We start from the raw sequence: 22178 nt of genomic DNA, 5'->3' as shown, positions 1-22178 counted from the left end.
CCGAAGCCCGACCGGCCCGTGGCGGAGATCATCACGCCGCTCTGGGCGGCGGAGGCCGATCGGGACAAGGTCGACGAGGTCGGGCAGGTCGCGCGCCTCATGACGATCGGGCCGGGCGACACCGTAGCCGATATCGGCGCGGGAAGCGGCTACTACGTGGTGCGCCTAAGCCGGATCGTCGGTCCCAATGGCCGCGTCTTCGGCGAGGATGTGATCCCCGGCTATCTCACCGATCTGTCGCGGCGGGTCCGCGAGGAGAAGCTCTCCAACGTCACCGTGGTCCGCGGCGAGGCCCACGATCCGCGCCTGCTGCCGAACTCCGTCGACGCGGCGGTGCTCGTTCACATGTATCACGAGATCACCCAGCCCTACGGGCTCCTTCACAACCTGGCGGGAGCGATGCGGCCGGGCGGCCGGATCGGCATCGTGGACGACGACGACATCCCGGCGCGCCACGGTACCCCGCCCGCGCTCCTGCGCTGCGAGCTCGCCGCCGCCGGCTACCGCGAGACCGGATTCTCGGTGCTGAAGGGCGGGAGCGGCTACCTCGCGATCTTCGAGGCACCGGCCGCGGAGGCGCGGCCGGACCCGGCCGGCATCGTCCCGTGCAAGGACACGACGACCCGCGAACGGTCACGACCCAGATGACGCCGCCCCGGTTCGCCGGCTCGACCGAGCGGGTGCACCAAGGGGTCGGCCCGTCACCGACACGAAAGAGAGGTGCGATATGGTCATGTCTGAGCAACTCCTGAAAGCGGCGGTGCGCGCGGAAGAATTGCAGGACATCATCAGAAGAAAAATCGAGATCAGACTCGGTGTGGGAGGCCTGTATGTCTCCGTTGGGGACCCGGCCGTGCGCGCCCATACCAACGTCATCACGTTTCTTGAACTTCAGACGTATAGCGCGAACGGCCTGCTCGCCGATGCGATCGAGAGTTGCGTGCGTCGCGGCGATCAGACCCTGAAATCGCACGAGTCCTGAATTCGCGTTGCGAAACCCACGCGGACCTGTCGCCGCGTGGATCCGCATCCTGGTCCGCCTGCGGCGTTGACCCGCCCCGCGGCGGTATTATGCATGCCAGTCCGGTCGGCTATGGATGCGGCTTGAAATGCGGAGACGGTGATCGATGGCAATGACGGCCGAGCCGGAAACGAGCCAGGGTACCCCGACTTCGACTCCAAGGTCAGCGAGGCGGCAGGGGGCCGGCTTGGCGCGGCGCCTCGCCGAGGCGCTGACGGGCGAGGCTCGCTTCGACGCCTTCACCCGCGGGCGCTATGCCAACGACGCTTCGATCTACCAGATCATGCCGGCGGGCGTGGTGTTCCCGAAGAGCGCCGCCGACATCGCCGCGACGCTCACCATCGCGGCCGAGCACGACGTGCCGGTGATCCTGCGCGGCGGCGGCACCTCGCAGAACGGCCAGCCGATCGGTCGCGGACTCGTGGTCGATTGCTCGCGCCACCTCGACGGCATCATCGCCTATGACGCGGAGGCCGGCACCGTCACGGTTGAGCCCGGCATGGTGCTCGAGCGCCTCAACACGCGGGTGAAAGCCGACGGCTGGTTCTTCCCCGTCGAGCCCTCAACGGCGAGCCGCTGCACCATCGGCGGCATGGCGGGCAACAATTCCTGCGGTGCCCGCTCCCTGCGCTTCGGCAAGATGAGCGACAACGTCCTGGCGATGGAGGCCCTGTTCCATGACGGCGAAGCTTTCGGCTTCTCGCTCACCGGCAACGAGGCCACCGGCGTCTCGGGCTCCGCGCGGGCCGAGGATCTCGCCCGGCGCATGGTCTCCCTGGCGGAATCCGAGCGCGAGGAGATCCTGGCGATGTATCCGCGCGTGCAGCGCCGGGTCGGCGGCTACAACCTCGACGCCTTGATCGAGCCGCGCCCGAACCTCGCCCACCTGCTGGTAGGCTCGGAGGGGACGCTGGCGGCCACTACCTCGGTGACGCTGAAGCTCTCGCGCCTGCCGACCCACCGGGTGATGGGGGTTTGCCACTTCCCCTCGTTCCGCGCCGCGATGGAGACCACCAAGGCGATCGTCGACCTGAATCCGGTGGCGGTCGAACTCGTCGACAACAACGTTCTCGTGCTCGGTGCCGACATCCCGCTCTTCCGCGCGACGCTCGCCGACATCACGCGGGGGCAGCCGAACTGCCTGCTGCTCGCCGAGTTCGCCGGAGAGGACCGCGACGCGCTGCTGGCCGACCTCAAGCGTCTCGACGCCTGCATGAGCGACCACGGCTTCACCGATGCCGTGGTCGAGGTCGCCGAACCCGTGCGCCAGCGCTCGGTCTGGGAGGTGCGCGAGGCCTGCCTCAACATCATGATGTCGACGAAGGGCGACGCCAAGCCCGTCTCCTTCATCGAGGATTGCGCGGTGCCGCTGGAGCATCTGGCCGACTACACCGACGCCGTCACCGACGTCTTCACGCGGCACGGGACGCGCGGCACCTGGTACGCTCATGCCTCGGTCGGCTGCCTGCACGTGCGCCCGATCCTCGACATGAAGCAGGGCGGGGACGTGGCCAAGATGCGTTCCATCGCGCAAGAAGCGTCCGCGCTGGTGCGTCGGTTCAAGGGCTCGTATTCGGGCGAGCACGGGGACGGCATCTCGCGCTCGGAATACGTCGAGCCGCTGTTCGGCGCCCGGCTGACCCGAGCCTTCGAGGCGGTCAAGGACGGCTTCGACCCGGACAACCGCCTCAACCCCGGCAAGATCGTGCGCCCGCTCAGGATGGACGACCGCTCGCTGATGCGGTTCGCGCCGGGCTACGCCGTGACGCAGCCGGTGAAGCCGGCGCTCGACTGGTCCGACTGGGGCGGCTTCGGCGGCGCCGTCGAGATGTGCAACAACAACGGCACCTGCCGGAAGCTCGCGGGCGGGGCGATGTGCCCATCCTACCGGGCGACGCGCGAGGAGCAGCACCTCACCCGCGGCCGGGCGAATTCCCTGCGCCTCGCGATCTCAGGCCAGCTCGGTCCGGACGCCTTCACCTCCCTTGAGATGAAGCGCACGCTCGATCTCTGCGTCTCCTGCAAGGCCTGCCGCCGGGAATGCCCCACCGGCGTCGACATGGCCAAGATGAAGGTCGAGTTCCTCCACCATTACCACGCCCGCCACGGCCTCCCCTTGAAGGAGCGGCTGGTCGCCGAGCTGCCGCGCTACGCCGGGCTGGCCGCCAAGCTCGCCCCGCTCCTGAACCTGCGCGACCGCGTGCCCGCCCTGGCCCGCCTCTCCGAGCGGATGGCGGGGATCTCGGCCCGGCGCACCCTCCCGCCCTGGCGCCGGCCCTGGCGCGAGGCGGGCGAGGCCGCTCATCCCGCCGACGTCACGGGTGATTTCCGCGACGTCATCCTGTTCGGCGATACCTTCAACCGGGCCTTCGAGCGCGAGAACCTGGAGGCGGCCGAGCGTGTGCTGGTCGCGGCCGGCTACCGCTTGCACCGTGTCTTCCCCCACAAGGGCAAGCGGCCGCTCTGCTGCGGGAGGACCTATCTCGCCTCCGGCCAGACCGACCGGGCGCGGGAGGAGGCCCGGCGCACCCTCGACGCGCTCTTGCCCTACGTGCGGGCCGGCGCCCGAATCGTCGGGCTCGAGCCCTCCTGCCTCCTCACCTTCCGCGACGAGTTCGCCTCGCTCCTGCCCGGCGAGGACACGACGGTCCTGGCCGGCGCCAGCCTCCTCTTCGAGGAACTCCTCGCCGCCGACCTCGCGGCGGGGCGCATCACGCTGCCGCTCAAGGATCAGGGCGGCCGGATCGCGCATCTGCACGGGCACTGCCACCAGAAGGCGTTCGCCGCGATGGGCGCGGTCGAATCCGTCCTGCGGCAGGTGCCGGGCCTCAAGCTCAAGGTGATCGAGTCGAGCTGCTGCGGCATGGCCGGCGCCTTCGGCTACGGTGCCGATACCATCGACGTCTCGCTGGCCATGGCCGAGCTGTCGCTGTTCCCGGCGCTCCGGGAGGCCGGCCCGGACGACCTCGTGGTCGCCGACGGCACGAGCTGCCGTCATCAGATCCACGATGGACTCGGGATCACCGCGCAGCACGTGGCGCGGGTGCTGGATGGGGCGTTGCGGGCGGGTTGAGCCGGAGGGCCGCCGGAGGTTCGGCTCGCTCCCCTCCCCTTGTGGGAGGGGCCGGGATTGGGGCTGTTTCCGCCGGCATCCGAAGGCCGAGGCTCACCCAGCCACCCCCACAAGGAGGAGGAGAGGCGCTTCACCCCACCGTCTCGCGCACCACGCCCCCTTCGAAAAATCCCTCGATCTCCCCGTCGGCATACCCCACCCCGCGCAGGATCGCTCGCGTGTGCTCGCCGAGCAGCGGCGCGGCCCCATGCACCCGCCCCGGCGTCGCCGAGAACTTCACCGGCAATCCCAGCGTCCGCATCGGCCCGACGCGGGTGTGCTCGACCTCCACCACCATCTCGCGATCGACCGCCTGCGGGTCGCGGTGCATGGCCAGCACGTCGAGGACCGGCCCCGCCGGGACGCCGCCCTCCTCCAGTCTGGCGAGCCAGACCTCGGATGCGCCATCGCGAAAATGCGGGGCCAGTGCCGCGGCCAGCGCCGCCCGGTTCTCCATGCGGTCGGCGTTGCGGGAAAAGCGCGGGTCGTCGGCGAGCTCCGCCGCGCCGAGGACGCCGAGGAGGCGCAGCCAGTTGGTCTGGTTCGCGGCCCCGACCGTGATCCAGCCGTCCGCGGTCTGGAACGCCTCGTAGGGGGCGTTGAGCGGGTGGGCCGAGCCCATCGGGCCTGGCGCGACGCCGGTGGCCATGGCGATGGCCGATTGCCAGTAGGTCAGCGTGATGCCGGCCTCGAACAGCGAGGTGTCCACCGCCTGGCCCTCGCCGGTCCTGAGCCGATGCGTATAGGCCGCGAGCACGCCCATCGCGGCGAGCAAGCCGGCGGTGATGTCGGTGACGGGCGCGCCGCACTTCATCGGCGCCTCGCCGGGGCCGGCGCCGGTGACGCTCATGAGCCCGCTCATGCCCTGCGCCACGAGGTCGAAGCCCGGCCGCTCGGCATAGGGGCCGGTACGCCCGAAGCCCGAGAGGGCGCAGTAGATCAGCCTGGGGTAGGCGGCCTTCAGCGTGTCGTAGCCGAGGCCGAGCCGCTCCATGGTGCCGGCGCGGTAGTTCTCGATGAGCACGTCGGCCTCGGCGAGCAGCCGGTGCAGGATCGCCTTGCCCTCGGGGCTCTTGAGGTTGAGGGCGATGCCGCTCTTGCCGCGGTTCATCATCATGTAGGCGGCGCTCTCGCCCTCCAGCGCCGGCGGGACCGAGCGGCGGGTGTCGTCGCCGCCATCGATCTTCTCGACCTTGATGACCGTGGCGCCCATGTCGGCGAGCATCAGGCCGCAGACCGGCCCCGCCATGATGTGGGCGAGCTCGATCACCCTGAGCCCGCGCAGCGGCCCGTTCGTCCCGGAGGTCGTATGCGGCATGACATTCCGATCAGGCGTCTCGTCCCTCGCCGACCGGCGGGCGCCGGGCGACCCGTGGGATGGTCGAGGGTAACGTGACGGCGGCTGTTGCCAAGAGCCATGAAAACTTCATACGGTCGACCACCACGACGGTGCCGCCGAAGAGCACCCCTGAGGATAACGCCATGACGCCATTCATGAAGGCCGCGATCGCGGCCGTAATGCTGCCTGTCGCTTCGGCCCAGGCTTGGGAACCGACGAAACCCATCGAGATCATCGTGCCGTTCCCGCCGGGCGGCTCGTCGGACCAGATGGCCCGTACGATCCAGGGCGCGATCCAGAAGAACAACCTCGTTTCCCAGCCGATTATCATCGTCAACAAGCCCGCCGCGGCCGGCGGCGAGGCGATGCTCGACATCCAGAAGTCGGCCGGCGACCCCCACAAGCTCATCACCACCTCGAGCGGCATCTACATGACGCCGCTGGCCACCAAGCTGCCGGTGAACTGGAAGAACTTCACCCCCATCGCCATGATGGCGCAGGACGCCTTCCTGCTCTGGGTGAACGCGAGCCAGCCCTACAAGACGGCCAAGGACTTCGTGGCGGCCGCCAAGGTCGCCAACCCGCCGCTGAAGACCGGCGGCAACGGCTCGAAGCGCGAGGACCACCTCATCTCCGTGACGATGGAGCAGGCCGCGGGCATCAAGATCACCTACATCCCGTATCAGGGCGGGGGGCCTTCCTCCGTCCAGCTCGCGGGCGGGCACATCGACGCCAACATGAACAACCCGGCCGAGGAGATCGCCAACTGGCGCTCCGGCGCGGTCAAGCCGCTATGCGTGTTCTCGCAGAAGCCCCTCAACTACACGCAGAAGATCACCGCCGACATGGCATGGGCCGACGTACCCACCTGCGTCTCGCAAGGGCTCGACGTGAACTATCAGATGCTGCGGGGCATGTTCATGCCCGGCAAGGTGACTCCGGAGCAGCAAGCCTTCTACGTCGAGCTGTTCCGCAAGGTGACCGAGACCGCCGACTGGAAGGCCTATGTCGAGCGCAACGCCCTGGTGCCCGACTTCCGCTCCGGCAACGACTTCGTCGAGTTTCTCACCACCGACGAGCAGAAGCACAAGGATCTGATGGGCAAGGCCGGCTTCATCGGCACGAACTGAGATCGTTGTCCGGGTGATCACCTCAGTTCATTTACGCTGAACGGTCTCCCCTCCCCGCAAGGGGAAGGGAAGTGCGCTCGGCGCAATCCATGCGAACCATCAAGACGAGTTGATCATGGCGGATACCACTCACACGGCTCCCGAGCCCGGCCTGTCGCGCCGGGTGATGGAGATCATCGTGGCCCTCATCCTGATGGGGCTCGCCGCGATGGTCCTGTGGGATTCCTACGAGCGCGGGGCGGGCTGGGACGGAGGTCCCCAGAACGGGTTCTTCCCGGCCCGGGTCGGCTGGATCCTGCTCATCGCCGCCTTCGCCGCCTTCGTGAGCGCGCTGCGGCGCGAGGACAGTGTCTTCGTCACCTACGGCCAGCTGCGCATGGTGGGCTCGGTCTTCGCGCCTTTGTTCCTCTACGTGCTCGCCATCGAGTTCGTCGGCATCTACGTCGCCTCGGCTCTGTTCATGGCCGTGTTCATGGTGATGCTCGGCGACTTCCGGTGGTGGCAGTCGGTGCTGGCGGTGGTCGCCGTGCCGCTGGTCTGCTTCTGGGTGTTCGAGGTCCAGTTCCGGTTGTCCCTGCCCAAGGGGCCGGTCGAGGCGATGCTCGGCTTCTAAGCATCATTCCGCGAAGTGGTCCGCGGCTCGCGGGAAAAAATGATGCGCCGTCAAAGAGACCTGAGCAGGCATTCGTGGGGCAACCCACGCATGCCTGCTTAGACGACAGACCAAGACAAACCGAGGAACCGCCATGGACGATCTCCACCAGCTCATGTTGGGCTTCCAGGTCGCCTTGTCCTGGACCAACGTCATGTTCATGGTCGTCGGCGTGCTGCTCGGCATCGTCGTCGGCGTGCTGCCGGGCCTCGGCGGCCCCAACGGCGTCGCGATCCTGCTGCCGCTCACCTTCGGCATGGACCCGACCTCGGCGATCATCCTGCTGTCGTCGATCTACTGGGGGGCGCTGTTCGGCGGTGCCATCACGTCGATCCTGTTCAACATCCCCGGGGAGGCATGGTCCGTCGCCACCACCTTCGACGGATATCCGATGGCGCAGCAGGGAAGAGCGGGCGAGGCGCTCACCGCCGCCTTCACCGCCTCGTTCATCGGCGCGCTCTCGGGCGTGATCCTCATCACCTTCGTGGCGCCGCTGGTGGCGAAGTTCGCCCTGCGTTTCGGCCCGGCCGAGTTCTTCGGGGTGTTCTTCCTGACGTTCTGCTCCTTCGTCGGCATGGGCAAGGAGAACAAGGCTAAGATCGTTGCCTCCCTGGCGATCGGGTTCCTGCTGGCCGCGGTCGGCCTCGACACCATCTCGGGCGACCTGCGCCTGACCTTCGGGTCGAGCGAGCTCATCAAGGGCTTCGACTTCCTCGTCGTCGTGATCGGCCTGTTCGGCGTCTCCGAGATCCTGCTGACGATCGAGGAAGGCCTGCACTTCAAGGGCAAGAAGGCCGCGATCGACCTCAAGGTGGTGCTGCGCACCTGGGCCTCGCTGCCGCGCTACTGGGCGACCCTGATCCGCTCCTCGATCGTGGGGATGTGGATGGGCGTGACCCCGGGCGGCGCCATCGCCGCCTCCTTCATGGGCTACGGCCTCGCCAAGCGCTTCTCGCGCACCCCGGAGAATTTCGGGCGCGGCGAGATGGAGGGTGTGCTGGCACCGGAGACCGCGGCCCATGCCGCCGGCACCTCGGCGCTGCTGCCGATGCTGGCGCTCGGCATCCCCGGCTCGGCCACGGCGGCGGTGCTGCTCGGCGGCCTGATGATCTGGGGCCTCCAGCCCGGCCCGCTCCTGTTCATCGAGAACAAGGAGTTCGTCTGGGGGCTCATCGCCTCGATGTATCTCGGTAACGTCGCCGGGCTCCTGATCGTGCTCGCCACCGTGCCGGTCTTCGCCGCGATCATGCGCATCCCGTTTGCGCTGGTGGCGCCGATCATCCTCATCGTCTGCGCCATCGGCGCCTACACGGTGGAATCCTCGCGCTTCGACATCTGGCTGATGCTGATCTTCGGCGTCATCGGCTACGTCTTCAAGAAGCTCGATTATCCCCTCGCTCCCCTCGTCCTCGCCATCGTGCTCGGCGACCGCGCCGAGGACGCTTTCCGGCAGGCTTTGCTCGGTTCGGGCGGAAATCTCTCGGTGTTCTTCTCCAACGGCCTCGTCTCGACGCTCATGATCTTCGCGTTGCTGCTGCTGTTCTGGGGTCCCCTCGACACCATCCGCCGGTTCGTGATGCGCAAGGTCGCGCCGGGGCGGTCGGCGCCGGCGTCGCCGTGAGGAATAGGCAAAGCCTTCCTTAGTAATCGGTCTGACGCGTCTCTCCTCCCCGCAAGGGGAGGGAAGCGCGTTCGGCTTGAATCGACCGCGGCGGTTAGGCCGATCCGGCCCTCGATGAAGGCCTCAGGCCACCATCGCGCTGCAATTCCTCCGGCAGAACCTCGGCAGCCTCCTGGCGCGCCACGATCGCGTCGATGCAGACGGGCCGGTAGCCCCAGGCATCGACCCCGACGTCGCAGGAGCGGCTCGTGTCGGCCAGCGAGCCGTGGGTGTGGCCGTAGAGGTGGCGGGTGCCGCGCCACAGGCCTGGCCAGGCCCGGTGCGCGTAGTGCGACAGGAACAGCCGACACTCGATGGCGCCGTCCCGCACCGTGATGCGGGCGCTCGGCGCCGGTGGATCGGCCCAGGCCAGCCCGAGCACCCGCTTGGTGTCGTGGTTGCCGACGATGAGCCGCTTGATGCCGGCCAAGCGGGAGAAGATCTCCGCGCAATACGCCCGGCCCGCATCGCCCGCGAAATCGCCGAGGTGCCAGACCTCGTCGTCGGGTGTGACCGCTGCGTTCCAGGCTGCGACCAGGGCCTCGTCATGGGCCTCGATACCGGAAAAACGGCTGCCGCGCTGGCGCAGGATGTGGACGTCGCCGAAATGGGTGTCGGCGGTGAAGAACGTGGCCATGCGCCTCGCGGTCGGACGGGATCTCGGGGGCCTTTGGGCGAAATGGAACGCCCGGCATCGAGCTTGGGATCGGCGCCCGCATTCTCAAGTCCGCGCGTCACCCTGGCCCAGGCGTTCCAGCGCCCTCCGTCCCCTATCCTTCGAGGCCGATCCGCCGCTGGGCGGCCTTCAAGTGTCCTCGCAAATCCGACGATGAATCGGAACCACCAGAACCGATGGTCGTTGACACGTAGATTGGAACTGGTCTAATTCTCATGTAACGAGTGATCGACGCAGATCATCGAGGAGAACCATCATGGCCGACGTGAAGTGTGACACCTGCAAGTTCTACGACGAGCACAAGGTCAACGGCGGGATGGCGCGGGGCGACGAGGGCCTGTGCCGCTACAACCCGCCCGTGAGCCAGCCCAGCGCGCAGGACCATGGCCTGTGGCCGGTGGTGAGCGCCTCCGACTGGTGCGGCCACTTCACGCCGGAGATGAGCGCCGCCGAGTAGGCGGTCCGTCCGGTCCCCTGCCCCGAGGCCAGCCGCGAGGCTGGCCTTTTTTCATGTCGCGCCGGGTTGCCCTCCGGCCTCGCGCTGAGTGCGCGCGTTCGCGGCCTCAGGGCGCCGTCCTGATCCGCTCCAGGAGGGCCGGGTCTGCGTAGCCGTCCGGAATCAGCCCGCGCGATGCCTGATAGGCGCGGGTCGCGGCCCGTGTCTTGGGGCCGACCTTCCCGTCGATGCCGCCGACGGCGAAGCCGCGTTCCGTGAGCCGGGTCTGGAGATCCCTGCGCTCGTCCGCCGTCAGGGCGCGGTCGCCGCGCGGCCAGTCCCGCGCGAAGGCCGGCTCGCCGCGCAGGCGGTCCGACAGGTGGGCGACCGTCAGGGCATAGGCCAGGGCGGTGTTGTAGCGCAGGATGACGGCGAAGTTCGGCTGGATCAGAAAGGCCGGCCCGCGGGCGCCGGCTGGCAGAACCAGGGTCGCCCGCGTAGTCCCGTCGGGCGTGGCCCCTGAGCGGGCGGGCCGCACACCGAGGCCCTGCCACTCGGACAGGGTACGCGGCGTGCTCTCGTCGGCGAGGGCGTAGTCGAAGCTCTCCGGCAGCGCGGCCTCGGTCCCCCAGGTCTCGCCAGCACGCCAACCCATCGCCTTGAGGTAGTTGGCCGTCGAGGCCAGCGCGTCCGGCACGGAGGTCCAGATGTCGCGCCGGCCGTCCCCGTCGAAATCGACCGCATGGGCCTGGTAGACCGTGGGCATGAACTGGGTATGGCCCATGGCGCCGGCCCAGGACCCGGTGAAGCGCTCGGGCGGCGCGTCGCCCTGCGCGAGGATCTGCAGAGCCGCGGCGAGCTCGTCGCGCCAATAGCCGGCGCGGCCGGGATCGCCGCAGGACAGCGTCGCGAGGGAGCGGATGACAGGCCGGACGACGCCGGGATCGTCGAGGACCGCCCCGTAGCTCGACTCGACGCCCCAGAAGGCGACGAGGGTCGCCCGGTCGACGCCGAACCGCCGCTCGACGGCATCGAGGACCGTGCCCCATTCCTCGATCTTGCGGCGGCCGTCGGCGATGCGGCCCTCGGTGAGGCTGGCATCGAGATAGGCCCAGATCGGCTTGACGAACTCGGCCTGGCTCCGGGTGGCGGCGATCACGTCGGGATCGGGCAGGAGACCGGCGAGGCTCCGGGCCACGACGGCCTGCGGAACACCGCGGGTCCGCGCCTCCGACGCGATGCCCTGAAGGCATTCCTCGAACGATGGGACGGCCGGCTCGGCCGATGGCGACGCCAACGCGCCGGTCCCGGGGTGCAGGAAGAGAAGGCAGGACCCCGCAAGGAGGCCCACGACGGCGCGTCGGGGATCACGTCGTCGGTCGTTGCGCATGCGTTCTCCCGTCGTCCCGGTCCCCGGAGGGTCGTCATGTCGATCGGGTCGGGCCTGCCCCCATCGGCGGTGCCACAGCCTCAAGGCCGGCACCGCCTTCAGAGATGGTGCCGTCGCGGGAGCTTGTCCCGAACGCTGCTTTCGCATGATCCTTTGCAAACTTGATGGCTGCCCGGACGCACCGTGAGAGATCGAGAGCACGAGCCACCGCGCAAGCCCCTCACACCGTCCAGCCTTCCCCATGCGTGCCGGTTTGATGCCGAAGCCTGACGGTCCGATGGACAACAGGATCGATGCCGGGTGTGAGGCGATCGTTCAGCAGCCTCTGCAGATCCCGTCCATCATCTTGTCCGCCTTCCTCTCCTCCGGCGTCTTGCGGCCGAGGTTACGGTCGACATCCGTGCCTCCAGGCCTGGGCATCGTCCGTCCGACCGAGGTCGTGTTGGGCGCCGTCACCGTCGAGGTAGGACCGCCGCCGGTCCCGGTCTCGTCGACCTGCCTTTGAGCGAGGGCGGCCGTTGAGCACAGCGTGCTCAGGGCCAGAGCAATGAGAGACGACCCTGTATTCGACATCGCGCACTCCCCGAAAAGTTTTCCGGCCGGAGAGATAGCAACCGGCCGACTCTCGCCAAGTCCAGCGTTTCACCAAGTCCAGTGTCTCGCCAAATCAGTACCTCGTCAAATCCGGTTTCCCCAAGTCCTTCGGCCGGGCGGGTCGCATCGGCGGGCAGGCGGTTCGGCAAGCACGCGGAGAGACGCGGCGACGTTCCCTGCTGAGGTCCCGCGCCGGACTGGTGCCTCTGCCGGCGCCGGGGACCGGAACATGCGGAGGCAAACCGGATTGCCGCAAGATCGGCATGGAGGTTCCCGATATGGCCCAGCAGATCCCGATCACACCCGATGCGCGGGCGGACGGCCCGGTCGACGAGGATGGCACCCATTCCGTGGCCGAGGACCTCGCCTATCAGCGCCATGCCATCGTCAACGTCGTCTATGTCGGACGGCCCGGCGCGGGGGACCGCGGCTGGGTCCTGATCGATGCCGGCATCCCGGGCTCGAAGGACGCGATCGTGAAGGCGGCGGCCAAACGGTTCGGGGATGGCGCGCGGCCCGCCGCGATCGTCCTGACCCACGGCCATTTCGACCATGTCGGCGTCCTGGAGGACCTGGCGCGGGACTGGGACGCACCGGTCTGGGCCCATCCTCTCGAACGGCCCTATCTCGACGGGAGCGCCGCCTATCCGCCGGCCGACCCGTCCGTGGGCGGTGGCTTGATCGCGCGGCTCTCGCCCCTGTTTCCGCGATCGCCGGTCGACGTCTCGGCGCATCTCCGCATGCTGCCGGAGGACGGCACGGTGCCGCCGATGGCGGGGTGGCGCTGGCTGCACGTGCCGGGGCATGCGCCCGGGCAGATCGCCCTGTGGCGCGAGGCCGACCGCAGCCTCATCGCCGCCGACGCCTTCGTGACGACGGCCCAGGAATCCGTCTACGCGGTGGCGACGCAGGAGCCCGAACTGCACGGGCCACCCAAGTACTTCACCGTCGATTGGGACAGCGCGAAGCGCTCGGTGGAGACCCTCGCGCGGCTCGAGCCCGAGATCGCGATCACGGGCCATGGGCGCCCGATGCGGGGGACCGCCCTGCGGGAGGCGCTGCACACCCTGGCGGCCGAGTTTGACGCCGTCGCGGTCCCGTTGGACGGGCGCTACGTCGAGGCGCCGGCCCGGTCGGAGGACGGCTCAGCCTATCGGCCGGCCTGAAGACGGCATGGAGCCCGGCTCCGCGCCGGCCTCATGACGGCGCCCAAGGTGCAGCCCGGCCCGGTTACGACGCCGTCCAGCGCAAGGACTCCATCGCCATGGTGCTCGCCGGAAACGGAGGCCGCGTCACGCCGCGGCGCGGCTGCCCGCGGCCGGAAGGCGCAACCCGCCGATGAGGCCGACGAGCTGGTGGCCGTGATAGGGGGTGCGCAGGCATGGCGCGCCCGAGACCTTCCTGGCCTCCGGAATGCGGTACGGCAGGCGGGCGGTGTAGATCACGCTGATCGTGGGGTCGAGGCAGCGGGCCACGGTGGCTAGCGACAACCCGTCGACGGCGTCGCGCACGTCCGCGTCGGTGACGAGGACGTCGATCCGCCTCGCTGCGTGCAGCGAGAGGAGCAGGCGTTCCGCCTCCTCGGCCGTGCGGGCGCTCACCACCTCGTAATCGAAGGCCTCGAGGCAGCTCGTACTGATCCGGCGTGTGAGCTCGTCGCCGGCGAGCAGGAGGACGAGCGGGCGGCGGGACAGAGCGGACATGGGAATGATCCTGCGCGAACCGGCTGATGGGATGACGGATCCCTGTTCTGACGCAGGGCAGATTAGGCTTATCGAGGTTAATGGAGCGTTAAGATTTCTTAACAACATAGTGAAAGCTTGAGCATACGCAGTAAAGACACTGCCGCTTCTCGCGGCAGATGCTGGATCTGCATGCATAAGCCGCATCACGAAGCCGCGACGACAGCAGGAGGGTGCCGACCCGGCCTCGGCGCCAAGATCACGCAACCGCTGACGCACGATGCCGTCCGGGTCCTCGACCGGATGCGTTTTTCCGGCATTCCGGGTAGCCTCCGCGCATGACCGACGATCCTCTGCGCGAATCCCGCGCCGCCCTCATCCTGCTCGCCGTCTGTGTGCTCTCCGTCCTGGTCTTCGGCGTGGTCACGATCCTGACGCAGATCGACTGACCGGCCCGGGTTCAGTGCGCTGCGGGATCTCGGTCGACGGCCTTGGCGACCATTCACCGTGCCGGGTGTTAGCGGTGGGCAGGCCGAGCGAATCGCGTCACCCTCGCGGCCGCATCTGTGCAGGAGGCAGTTTGGACCAGAACCTTTCAGGACGGCACATGGCGGGGATGTGCCTGGCGGCCGACAACCTGCTCCGGCAACTCGCGAGCGAGGGCATGCGCTATCGCATGACCGCCTCCGGCGGCACGGCGACGACGCTGCATCTGCACGTGCGCGACCTGACGCCGGAGATCTCCGAGCGGATCGCCCAATGCCTCAGCGGGACCGGGGCGGTGCTCGACATCGTCGAAGACGAGGTCGAGCACGATCGGCCTTGACCCGGTCCCGGCGCGGCGGCGACCTCTCGGGATGGACCGGCCGGACGCCTCAATGCTGCGCGAAGCCCGCCGCCATGTTGATCGCGAGGGCGAGCACGCTGGTGTTGAACAGGTAGGCGTAGACGGTCTGCACCAGCGCGAGGCGGCGCATCGTCTTCGAGGTGATGTCGGTGTCCGACGTCTGCGAGGTCGCCCCGATGGTGGCCGAGAAGTACAGGAAGTCCCAGAAATCCGGGTCGGGATCGCCGTTGAAGTCGAGGCCGCCGCGGCTCGCCCCCGCCTCGTCTTCGCCGTAGTAGAGGTGCGCGTAGTGCACGGCGAAGACCACCTGCACGAACACCCAGGCGCACAGCATTGTCAGCGCCGCCAGCGCCAGGCGCGCGCCCTTGACGGCCTCCGGCTCCTGCTCGCCGAGCACCAGCATGGCGACGGCACCACAGCTCGCCCCTGCCGCCAGGATGGCGAAGACCGAGATCACCGCGGCGCTGTCGTCGAGGCGCGAGGCTTCCCGCCGCAGGGCGTCGCGGGGCTGCAGGGCCGTGTTCCGGACGACGAGCCCGGTATAGGCGACCACGCCGAGGCACCAGCCGACGAGGAGCCGGACCGGGACCGAGGCGATCGGCAGGAGCGCGGCCAAGGCGATCGTCAGGCCCACGGCGACGAGGAGCGGCGGCCGCAGCCAGAACGCCTGAAAGGTATTGGTCATGCTGGGCCTCCGTGGCCCGTCCGCATAAGGCGCGCCTGGGTCGCACGCCAAGGGAATTCAGGACCCCGAGGGCGGCCGCTCACAGGCACCGTCGCGGCAGGCCGGGTTCGGCAGGATCCTGGCGATGTGCGGGCGTAGGGGAAGGAAGGCGCGGTAGGCCCACTCCGCCACCCAGAGGGCGCCGGGCAGGCGCAGGACGAGCGCCAGCGGCCGCCAGGCCGGAAGCTGCGCCCACAGCCGTGCGAAGGCTGCGGCGCCGGAGACGAGGCGTCCGTCCGCATCGCGGACATGGAAGCGTGCGAGGGCCGTCGCCCTATCGAGGCCCATACCCAGCGGCTCTCCCACGGCCACGTCGACGAACGCGACTCTCTCGGCGCCCCGGCAGCCCCGGTAGAGGGCGATCTCGCGGGCGCAGAGGGGGCAGGCCCCGTCGAAGTAGACGGTCAGCGCCGGCGTGATCAGGAAGGATGTCGGCAACATGCTGGCGCGGCCCTGCGAACGGTCTCCCTCGAGATAGGGCGCCGCGCCGCCCGCGAGGCCGTGACGTCGGGTCGCCCGGCCGTGCAGGGCCCCTCGCCCTCAGCGCGCGCCGGCCCTGATCGCCCCGCGGCCGGCGTAACGGGCTTGGGCGTCGAGGCCTTCCTCGATGCGGATGAGCTGGTTGTACTTGGCCAACCGGTCGGAGCGGGCCAGCGAGCCGGTCTTGATCTGCCCGCAATTCGTCGCGACGGCGAGATCCGCGATGGTGGAATCTTCGGTCTCGCCGGAGCGGTGGGACATCACGGCGGTGTAGCCGGCGCGCTGGGCCATATCGACGGCGGCCAGGGTCTCGGTGAGCGTGCCGATCTGGTTGACCTTGATGAGGATCGAGTTCGCGGTGCCCTCAGCGATGCCGCGCGAGAGACGGGTCACGTTGGTGACGAAGAGGTCGTCGCCCACGAGCTGGCAGCGGTTGCCGACGCGCTCGGTCAGGAGCTTCCAGCCGGCCCAGTCGTCCTCCGACATGCCGTCCTCGATCGACAGGATCGGGTAGGCGTCGACGAGGCCGGCGAGGTAGGCGACCTGCGCCTCGATGTCCCGGGTCTTGCCTTCGCCCTCGTAATGGTAGGCGCCGTCCTTGAAGAACTCGGTCGCCGCGCAGTCGAGCGCCAGTACCATGTCGGTGCCGGGCTTGAAGCCGGCGGCGGTGATCGATTCCATCACGAAGTCGAGGGCCGCCTCCGCCGAGGGGAGGTTCGGGGCGAACCCGCCCTCGTCACCCACATTGGTGTTGTGCCCGGCCTTCTTGAGCGCGCCCTTGAGGGTGTGGAACACCTCGGCGCCCATGCGCACGGCCTCGGCGATCGAGTTCGCGCCCACCGGCATGACCATGAATTCCTGGAAGTCGATCGGGTTGTCGGCATGGGCGCCGCCGTTGATGATGTTCATCATCGGCACCGGCAGCACCCGCCCCTGCGTGCCGCCGACGTAGCGGTACAGTGGCAAGCCGGCGGTCTCGGCCGCGGCCTTGGCCACCGCGAGCGAGACGCCCAGGATGGCGTTGGCGCCGAGGCGCGCCTTGTTGGGCGTGCCGTCGAGCCCGATCATCGTCTCGTCGACAGCGATCTGGTCTTCGGCGTCCATGCCGCCGATAGCGTCGAGGATCTCGGAACGCACGGCTTCCACGGCCTTGCGCACACCCTTGCCGCCGAACCGAGCCTTGTCGCCGTCGCGCAGCTCCATCGCCTCATGGGCACCTGTCGAGGCGCCCGAGGGCACAGCGGCGCGGCCGAAGGAGCCGTCCTCCAGGAGCACGTCCACCTCGATCGTCGGGTTGCCTCGGCTGTCGAGGATCTCGCGGGCGGCGATGTTGGTGATGGCGGTCATGGCGACCTCGTTCAGGCGGTGGAGACGAAGGACGGTGCGTTCGTGCCGCACCCGAGCGACGAGGCTTATCCGTCAAGGACAGGTTTCGGGCAAGCGTGCGACGGTGGCGGGCAGGGCCGATCGCCGTCAAGAATGTTTGCCGCCGAGCTCAGGAAATCTGACGCGGCACCGGGCGGGATGCGCCGGCCGCCGGTTGCGCTATAAACCGTCCATGACGAACGACACGCTGCAGCTCGGCCAGCCGACCCCGGCGCCCGAATCCCCCGAGACCGCCCGCCTCGACCGTGTGCCGAACCCGCACCCGGATACGGACTACCTCGCCCGGTTCACGGTGCCCGAGTTCACCTCGCTGTGCCCGGTGACCGGCCAGCCGGATTTCGCCATCCTGGTGATCGACTACGTGCCCGACCAATGGCTCGTCGAATCGAAGTCGCTCAAGCTCTATCTCGGCGCGTTCCGCAACCACGGCGCCTTCCACGAGGATTGCACGGTGGGCATCGGCCGGCGCCTCGTCGAGCTGCTGTCACCTCGCTGGCTGCGCATCGGCGGCTACTGGTACCCACGCGGCGGCATTCCCATCGACGTGTTCTGGCAGACGGGAGCGCCCCTCCCCTCGGTCTGGCTGCCGGACCAAGGCGTGCCGCCCTATCGGGCGCGCTGAGGCCAAGAAGCTGAGGCCAAGAAAAAGGACGCCCGGCAATGCCGGACGCCCTTTCTCGTCACTTCGGTCGAGCGATTTAGTAGCCGTAGCCGTAGGCCGGGGCACCATAGCCGTAAGCCGGACGACCGTAGCCGCCGCCATAGTAGGAATCGCGCGCCGCACCGGCCGCGATCGCTCCGGCTGCAAGGCCGGCGATGCCGAGGCCGACCGCCGCACCGGTTCCGATGCCGCGACGCCCACCACCGCGATAGGCATAGCCACGGTTGCCATAGCCGCGAGCTGCATAGCCGCCGCCGTAGCCGCCGCCATGACCGTATCCGTGGCCGCGGGGCCGCGCGTCGGCGGATGTTACCGCCATGGCGCCGATCGACAGCGTGATAGCGGAAATCAGGGCGAGCTTGCGCATGGTCACCTTCAAAATCTGTTGCCTGTTAGAAGAGACAACAGACCGACGGTGAAGAGGTTCCCGCAAAGCTGGGGCACCGCACCTCGGCGCCGGCGGCATCGGGGCGTTCTCCCTCGGACCCAGTCCTCGATCCCGCGCGACATGATGCGCCCGGTGCGTCAGGCCAAGCCCTTGGCAAGCCGGTCGAACGCCTGGAGCCGGGCGACGAGGGCCGGCATCTCGGCGAGTGGCACCATGTTCGGCCCGTCCGAGGGGGCGTTGTCGGGATCGGGATGGGTCTCGATGAACACGCCGGCCACCCCGACCGCCACCGCGGCACGGGCCAGTAGGCCGACGAATTCCCGCTGCCCGCCGGAGGTCGCTCCCTGCCCGCCCGGCTGCTGCACCGAATGGGTCGCGTCGAACACCACCGGGGCGCCGCCGGTGACCTCGGCCATGACCGCCAGGCTGCGCATGTCGGAGACGAGGGTGTTGTAGCCGAACGAGGCGCCGCGCTCGGTGACGATCACGTTCGGGTTGCCGGCCGCCGTCACCTTGGCGGCGACGTGCTTCATGTCCCAGGGCGCCAGGAACTGGCCCTTCTTGACGTTGACGACGCGACCGGTGGCGGCTGCCGCCAGCAGCAGGTCGGTCTGCCGGCACAGGAAGGCCGGGATCTGCAGCACGTCCACCACCGAGGCCGCTTGCGCGCATTGCCCGGCCTCGTGGACGTCGGTGAGCACGGGCAGGCCGAAGCGCTCCTTGATCTCGGCGAAGATCGGCAGGGCCTCTGCGAGCCCGATGCCGCGCGCGGAGCCGCCCGACGTGCGGTTGGCCTTGTCGAAGGACGCCTTGAAGACGAGGCCGATCCCGAGATCCCGCGCCATCGCGGCAAGCTCGCCCGCGATGGCGACGGCGTGGTCGCGGCCCTCGAGCTGGCAGGGGCCGGCGATGAGCGTCAGCGGGAGGTGGTTGGCGAAGGCGACCGGGCCCGCCGTGACGACGGTGCCGGGGGCATCCGGTGATCGAGAGCTCTCTTGCGACATGCGCCGCTCTAACCCGCGGCGGCGCCGGCGGGAAGGCCGGCGCGGCGGCGAAGGACCACGGGCCGGGCCGGCACCAGCACGCAGACCGTGTGGTTCCCCGACAGGCTGTCCTCGCGCGGTCCGGTCTCGCAACGCAGGGCCGCCTTGCCCGCGCGCCCCTCCGCCGGGGCTTGCGTCAGCAGCGAGCGCTGGTGAAGGTTGAGCGCCAAGACCTCGACCGCCTCCGCCCGCGCACCCGTGAGCCCCTCGGCGGCGAGGCCGATCAGGGCGAAGTACGGCTGCCGCGGCTCGCGCTCCAGGGCGCCGAACACCATGCGCCTGGGCTTGCCGCATTCGAGGCTCAGGCGGTTCGCATCCGCGGCGCGGAAAATCGCGATCGTGCCGGCGCGCCCGGCGAGCGAGGCGCCGGTCGCCCGGATCATCCGGGCGGTGAGCGCATCGCAGCCATCGGCCGCCTGCGCGGCGGTGGAGGCGAAGAGGACCAGCAGGGCCGTTGCCGCGGCGCGCGGGAGCAGAGCGAGCTTGAGCCGGAGGAACTTGAGCCGGAGGAACTTGGGCGGGGGGATCATGGGGGAATGATCTAGCCCAACCCCCGGTCGCCGGCCATGGGGTCCGGTACGATCGTCCGGCGGGATCGGCTGCCGAGGGCAGAAACGAGGGAAGCCGGCCACGAGGGCCGGCTTCGATGGTGGGACGACGAATGCGAGAGGGGTCGAGGCCCAAGGCCTCAGCCGGCTTTGTCGAGGGCCACCGCCACGAAGCGTGTCTGGCCCTTGCCGTTCTTCACGCGCATCAGCACGGCCTTGCGGCCGCTCGCTTCGGCGGCGCGCACGCGCTCGGCGATCTCCGAGGGCTTCGAGACGCTGGAGCCAGCGACATCGAGGATGATGTCGCCCTGCTCGACGCCCTTGGCGGCGGCCGGCCCGTCGGGATCGACCTCCATCACCGCCACGCCCTCGTCGCCCGCGCCGACCTCGGAAGCCGGCGCCAGGCTCAGGCCCAGCCGCGGCTGGCCGTCACGGCTGCTGCTGCGCTTGTCGTCGTCGGCGGCCTTCGGGTCGTTCGGCAGCGAGCCGAGCTCGACCGTCGCGGTGTCGGACTTGCCGTTGCGGAGATAGGCGAGGTCGACCTTGGCACCGGGCTTGAGGCCGGCGATCCGGCGCGACAGCTCCCTGGCGTCGTTGATCGCAGAGCCGTTGACGGACTCGATCACGTCGCCGGACTTCAGGCCGGCCTTGGCCGCGGGGGTGCCCGGCTCGGCCTGGCCGACGAGCGCACCCTTGGCCTTGTCGAGGCCGAGGCTGTCGGCGATGTCCTTCGTCACCGGCTGGACCTGCACCCCGAGATAGCCGCGAGCGACCTTGCCGTCGGCACGGAGCTGATTCACGACCGCCTGCACGGTCTCGGCGGGGATCGCGAAGGCGAGGCCGACGCTGCCGCCGGACGGCGAGGCGATGGCGGTGTTCACGCCCACGACCTCACCCATGACGTTGAAGGTCGGGCCGCCGGAATTGCCTTTGTTGATCGGCGCGTCGATCTGCAGGAAATCGTCGTAGGGGCCGGCCCCGATGTCGCGGCCGCGTGCCGAGACGATGCCGGCGGTGACCGTGCCGCCCAGGCCGAACGGGTTGCCGATCGCCACCACCCAGTCGCCGACGCGGGGCGCGGTCTTGCCCAGCGAGACGTAGGGGAAGGTGCCGCCCTCGGTGATCTTGAGGAGCGCCAGATCGGTCTTGGGGTCCTTGCCGATGATCTTGGCGTCGAGCGTGCGGTTGTCGTCGAGAGTCACCTGCACGGTCTTGGCCTTGTCGACCACGTGGTTGTTGGTGACGACGTAGCCGTCGGCCGAGATGATGAAGCCCGAGCCCATTCCGCCGCGCTGCCCCTTGCGCTGGGGCGTCTGGCCGCCGGGAGCACCCTGCCCGCCCTGTCCGTTCTGGCCGAAGCGCTTGAGGAACTCGCGCAGCTCAGGCGGGGTGTTCTGCATGCCGCGGCCGCCGGGGCCATCGCCGTCGTCGCTGTCCGCGCCCTGCTCGAGCTTCACCTTCACGGCGACGACGCCGGGCTTCACCTTGTCGACGATGGTGGCGAAGGAGCCCGGGGGCGTATCGGGCACCGCGATGGGGGTCTGCGGCAGGGCCTGGGCGAGGGCGGGGGTCGACGGCTGGATGAGGCTCACGCTGGCGGCACCGGTGGCCATCAGGGCGGCTGCGGCGACGGAGGCGAGCGCGTTGCGGCGGAAGCGGTTGGGCTGGGCGGACATGGACGTCTCCGGATTGTCTTGGGGGTACCGCGCCTCGAGAGCACCACGTCTTGGGGGCACCACAGGGCCGGCCGTGATCCGGTATCTACGTCGCCGCGCCTGACCTCATCGTGGCGTGGAGATTACGGTTTGGACAGGTTGGCCGGCGGCAACGGGGCGACGCCTGCGCGCCAATGCAGGTCGAGGAGAAGTCCCGCCGGGTGGGTGTCGAGGACCGGCGTGATCGGCAGGCCCGCGGCGTTCAGGAGCCGGGCCGTCCAGTGGTTGCAGACGTTCGCCGCGCTGAAGCGCCCCTCGCCCGCGTAGAACAGGCTCGGCCCGTAGAGGCCGGGGCCGCCCGCCACCGGCTGGCCGTCCTCCAGGCGGAAGCTCGAATCAAGGTGGGCGAGGAGCCTGGCGAGGCCCGCCCGCGACACCCGGATCGGCACGATCTCGGAATGTGGGAAGCTCGCCCGCACATCGCGCTCCAGGCCGACCACCTGCACCACGCCCTCGCGCCCGCCCGGGGTGAACAGGGCCTCCAGCGCGAGACGCGCATCGAATTGCGCGAGCGTCGGCGTCGCCCGGTAGAAGCGGGCCTCGCCCCAGCCGAACTCGATTCCGGGGTAATCGCGGAAGCGAGTGGCGATATTGCGCAGGGCCGCGCCGGCGCCCTCCCCGGCCAAGGCCGCACGCGGGATCACGAGGCCGGTATGCCAGCCGTGGCTGACGAGGTGGATCGTTTCGGACTCCG

General features: G+C 69.4%; 22 protein-coding genes. 10 read left to right on the top strand and 12 right to left on the bottom strand.

All coding sequences use genetic code 11. The features are described from left to right. From ACFE7U_RS06555 to ACFE7U_RS06545, 3 genes are all read left to right on the top strand, one after another. Window positions 1-648: class I SAM-dependent methyltransferase (locus ACFE7U_RS06555; protein ID WP_375408928.1), on the top strand; the 648-nt coding region annotated here is incomplete at its 5' end. A gap of 85 nt (window positions 649-733) precedes the next feature. Then, window positions 734-982, top strand: a complete 249-nt coding sequence (locus ACFE7U_RS06550) for a hypothetical protein (RefSeq protein ID WP_375408927.1) — start codon at window positions 734-736, stop codon at window positions 980-982. A gap of 145 nt (window positions 983-1127) precedes the next feature. Next, window positions 1128-4094: an FAD-binding and (Fe-S)-binding domain-containing protein gene (locus ACFE7U_RS06545; RefSeq protein WP_375408926.1), complete on the top strand. Its 2967-nt coding sequence runs from the start codon at window positions 1128-1130 to the stop codon at window positions 4092-4094. A gap of 130 nt (window positions 4095-4224) precedes the next feature. Here ACFE7U_RS06545 and ACFE7U_RS06540 read toward each other — a convergent pair whose 3' ends face one another. After that, window positions 4225-5451, bottom strand: coding sequence for a CaiB/BaiF CoA transferase family protein (locus ACFE7U_RS06540; protein WP_375408925.1), 1227 nt, complete (start codon window positions 5449-5451; stop codon window positions 4225-4227). Between the two features lie 176 nt (window positions 5452-5627). On the opposite strand from ACFE7U_RS06540, the gene ACFE7U_RS06535 reads away from it, so the two are divergent. The 3 genes from ACFE7U_RS06535 (at window position 5628) to ACFE7U_RS06525 (ending at window position 8875) form a co-directional block, all read left to right on the top strand. Next, window positions 5628-6602: a Bug family tripartite tricarboxylate transporter substrate binding protein gene (locus ACFE7U_RS06535; RefSeq protein WP_375408955.1), complete on the top strand. Its 975-nt coding sequence runs from the start codon at window positions 5628-5630 to the stop codon at window positions 6600-6602. Between the two features lie 115 nt (window positions 6603-6717). After that, entirely contained in the window at window positions 6718-7215 is a 498-nt protein-coding gene (locus tag ACFE7U_RS06530) for a tripartite tricarboxylate transporter TctB family protein (RefSeq protein WP_375408924.1), read from the top strand. 133 nt (window positions 7216-7348) lie between these two features. Next, a complete protein-coding gene (locus ACFE7U_RS06525; protein WP_375408923.1) occupies window positions 7349-8875 on the top strand; it encodes a tripartite tricarboxylate transporter permease in 1527 nt (508 codons plus the stop codon). A gap of 94 nt (window positions 8876-8969) precedes the next feature. Here the strand turns inward: ACFE7U_RS06525 and ACFE7U_RS06520 are convergent, their stop codons facing one another. Then, a complete protein-coding gene (locus tag ACFE7U_RS06520) occupies window positions 8970-9551 on the bottom strand; it encodes a metallophosphoesterase (protein ID WP_375408922.1) in 582 nt (193 codons plus the stop codon). A gap of 295 nt (window positions 9552-9846) precedes the next feature. Here ACFE7U_RS06520 and ACFE7U_RS06515 point away from each other — a divergent pair, with 295 nt between their 5' ends. Next, window positions 9847-10047: a hypothetical protein gene (locus tag ACFE7U_RS06515; protein WP_375408921.1), complete on the top strand. Its 201-nt coding sequence runs from the start codon at window positions 9847-9849 to the stop codon at window positions 10045-10047. 106 nt (window positions 10048-10153) lie between these two features. Here ACFE7U_RS06515 and ACFE7U_RS06510 read toward each other — a convergent pair whose 3' ends face one another. Continuing rightward, window positions 10154-11416, bottom strand: a complete 1263-nt coding sequence (locus ACFE7U_RS06510) for a lytic murein transglycosylase (protein ID WP_375408920.1) — start codon at window positions 11414-11416, stop codon at window positions 10154-10156. 872 nt (window positions 11417-12288) lie between these two features. Here ACFE7U_RS06510 and ACFE7U_RS06505 point away from each other — a divergent pair. Then, window positions 12289-13176: an MBL fold metallo-hydrolase gene (locus ACFE7U_RS06505; protein ID WP_375408919.1), complete on the top strand. Its 888-nt coding sequence runs from the start codon at window positions 12289-12291 to the stop codon at window positions 13174-13176. A 126-nt stretch (window positions 13177-13302) separates the two neighbouring features. Here the strand turns inward: ACFE7U_RS06505 and ACFE7U_RS06500 are convergent, their stop codons facing one another. Then, on the bottom strand, window positions 13303-13713 hold the full coding sequence (locus tag ACFE7U_RS06500; protein WP_375408918.1) for a response regulator: 411 nt from the start codon (window positions 13711-13713) through the stop codon (window positions 13303-13305). Between the two features lie 586 nt (window positions 13714-14299). Here ACFE7U_RS06500 and ACFE7U_RS06495 point away from each other — a divergent pair. Further along, the gene (locus ACFE7U_RS06495; protein WP_375408917.1) at window positions 14300-14518 is read left to right on the top strand and encodes a hypothetical protein; all 219 of its coding nucleotides are present in this window, start codon (window positions 14300-14302) and stop codon (window positions 14516-14518) included. 49 nt (window positions 14519-14567) lie between these two features. Here the strand turns inward: ACFE7U_RS06495 and ACFE7U_RS06490 are convergent, their stop codons facing one another. The 3 genes from ACFE7U_RS06490 to eno all read right to left on the bottom strand — a co-directional run bounded on the left by ACFE7U_RS06490 (window position 14568) and on the right by eno (window position 17090). Continuing rightward, entirely contained in the window at window positions 14568-15224 is a 657-nt protein-coding gene (locus ACFE7U_RS06490; protein ID WP_375408916.1) for a DUF1345 domain-containing protein, read from the bottom strand. Between the two features lie 57 nt (window positions 15225-15281). Beyond that, a complete protein-coding gene (locus ACFE7U_RS06485) occupies window positions 15282-15704 on the bottom strand; it encodes a thiol-disulfide oxidoreductase DCC family protein (protein ID WP_375408915.1) in 423 nt (140 codons plus the stop codon). Between the two features lie 99 nt (window positions 15705-15803). Next, entirely contained in the window at window positions 15804-17090 is a 1287-nt protein-coding gene (eno, locus tag ACFE7U_RS06480; protein ID WP_375408914.1) for a phosphopyruvate hydratase, read from the bottom strand. Between the two features lie 211 nt (window positions 17091-17301). Here eno and queF point away from each other — a divergent pair, with 211 nt between their 5' ends. Further along, entirely contained in the window at window positions 17302-17751 is a 450-nt protein-coding gene (gene queF, locus ACFE7U_RS06475) for a preQ(1) synthase (protein ID WP_375408913.1), read from the top strand. A 76-nt stretch (window positions 17752-17827) separates the two neighbouring features. On the opposite strand, the gene ACFE7U_RS06470 is transcribed toward queF, so the two are convergent. The 5 genes from ACFE7U_RS06470 to ACFE7U_RS06450 all read right to left on the bottom strand — a co-directional run. After that, a complete protein-coding gene (locus ACFE7U_RS06470; RefSeq protein WP_375408954.1) occupies window positions 17828-18157 on the bottom strand; it encodes a hypothetical protein in 330 nt (109 codons plus the stop codon). 158 nt (window positions 18158-18315) lie between these two features. Then, window positions 18316-19182, bottom strand: a complete 867-nt coding sequence (kdsA, locus tag ACFE7U_RS06465; RefSeq protein WP_375408912.1) for a 3-deoxy-8-phosphooctulonate synthase — start codon at window positions 19180-19182, stop codon at window positions 18316-18318. Between the two features lie 8 nt (window positions 19183-19190). Further along, a complete protein-coding gene (locus ACFE7U_RS06460) occupies window positions 19191-19751 on the bottom strand; it encodes a hypothetical protein (protein WP_375408911.1) in 561 nt (186 codons plus the stop codon). 158 nt (window positions 19752-19909) lie between these two features. Beyond that, entirely contained in the window at window positions 19910-21445 is a 1536-nt protein-coding gene (locus ACFE7U_RS06455; RefSeq protein ID WP_375408910.1) for a Do family serine endopeptidase, read from the bottom strand. Window positions 21446-21567: 122 nt separating this feature from the next. Continuing rightward, on the bottom strand, window positions 21568-22178 hold a 611-nt coding region (locus ACFE7U_RS06450; protein WP_375408909.1), incomplete at its 5' end, for a DUF2459 domain-containing protein.

The sequence above is a fragment of the uncultured Methylobacterium sp. genome (genome assembly GCF_964251405.1).
In the GTDB taxonomy this organism is placed as follows: Bacteria; Pseudomonadota; Alphaproteobacteria; order Rhizobiales; family Beijerinckiaceae; genus Methylobacterium.
The sequence above is the reverse complement of the archived record's forward strand: the minus strand, read 5'-3'. Positions and strand labels throughout refer to the sequence as shown.

Coding starts and splice junctions, on each gene's coding strand:
- ACFE7U_RS06550 (WP_375408927.1), top strand. CDS start 734: ATGTCTGAGCAACTCCTGAAAGCGGCGGTGCGCGCGGAAGAATTGCAG.
- ACFE7U_RS06545 (WP_375408926.1), top strand. CDS start 1,128: ATGGCAATGACGGCCGAGCCGGAAACGAGCCAGGGTACCCCGACTTCG.
- ACFE7U_RS06540 (WP_375408925.1), bottom strand. CDS start 5,451: ATGCCGCATACGACCTCCGGGACGAACGGGCCGCTGCGCGGGCTCAGG.
- ACFE7U_RS06535 (WP_375408955.1), top strand. CDS start 5,628: ATGAAGGCCGCGATCGCGGCCGTAATGCTGCCTGTCGCTTCGGCCCAG.
- ACFE7U_RS06530 (WP_375408924.1), top strand. CDS start 6,718: ATGGCGGATACCACTCACACGGCTCCCGAGCCCGGCCTGTCGCGCCGG.
- ACFE7U_RS06525 (WP_375408923.1), top strand. CDS start 7,349: ATGGACGATCTCCACCAGCTCATGTTGGGCTTCCAGGTCGCCTTGTCC.
- ACFE7U_RS06520 (WP_375408922.1), bottom strand. CDS start 9,551: ATGGCCACGTTCTTCACCGCCGACACCCATTTCGGCGACGTCCACATC.
- ACFE7U_RS06515 (WP_375408921.1), top strand. CDS start 9,847: ATGGCCGACGTGAAGTGTGACACCTGCAAGTTCTACGACGAGCACAAG.
- ACFE7U_RS06510 (WP_375408920.1), bottom strand. CDS start 11,416: ATGCGCAACGACCGACGACGTGATCCCCGACGCGCCGTCGTGGGCCTC.
- ACFE7U_RS06505 (WP_375408919.1), top strand. CDS start 12,289: ATGGCCCAGCAGATCCCGATCACACCCGATGCGCGGGCGGACGGCCCG.
- ACFE7U_RS06500 (WP_375408918.1), bottom strand. CDS start 13,713: ATGTCCGCTCTGTCCCGCCGCCCGCTCGTCCTCCTGCTCGCCGGCGAC.
- ACFE7U_RS06495 (WP_375408917.1), top strand. CDS start 14,300: ATGGCGGGGATGTGCCTGGCGGCCGACAACCTGCTCCGGCAACTCGCG.
- ACFE7U_RS06490 (WP_375408916.1), bottom strand. CDS start 15,224: ATGACCAATACCTTTCAGGCGTTCTGGCTGCGGCCGCCGCTCCTCGTC.
- ACFE7U_RS06485 (WP_375408915.1), bottom strand. CDS start 15,704: ATGTTGCCGACATCCTTCCTGATCACGCCGGCGCTGACCGTCTACTTC.
- eno (WP_375408914.1), bottom strand. CDS start 17,090: ATGACCGCCATCACCAACATCGCCGCCCGCGAGATCCTCGACAGCCGA.
- queF (WP_375408913.1), top strand. CDS start 17,302: ATGACGAACGACACGCTGCAGCTCGGCCAGCCGACCCCGGCGCCCGAA.
- ACFE7U_RS06470 (WP_375408954.1), bottom strand. CDS start 18,157: ATGCGCAAGCTCGCCCTGATTTCCGCTATCACGCTGTCGATCGGCGCC.
- kdsA (WP_375408912.1), bottom strand. CDS start 19,182: ATGTCGCAAGAGAGCTCTCGATCACCGGATGCCCCCGGCACCGTCGTC.
- ACFE7U_RS06460 (WP_375408911.1), bottom strand. CDS start 19,751: ATGATCCCCCCGCCCAAGTTCCTCCGGCTCAAGTTCCTCCGGCTCAAG.
- ACFE7U_RS06455 (WP_375408910.1), bottom strand. CDS start 21,445: ATGTCCGCCCAGCCCAACCGCTTCCGCCGCAACGCGCTCGCCTCCGTC.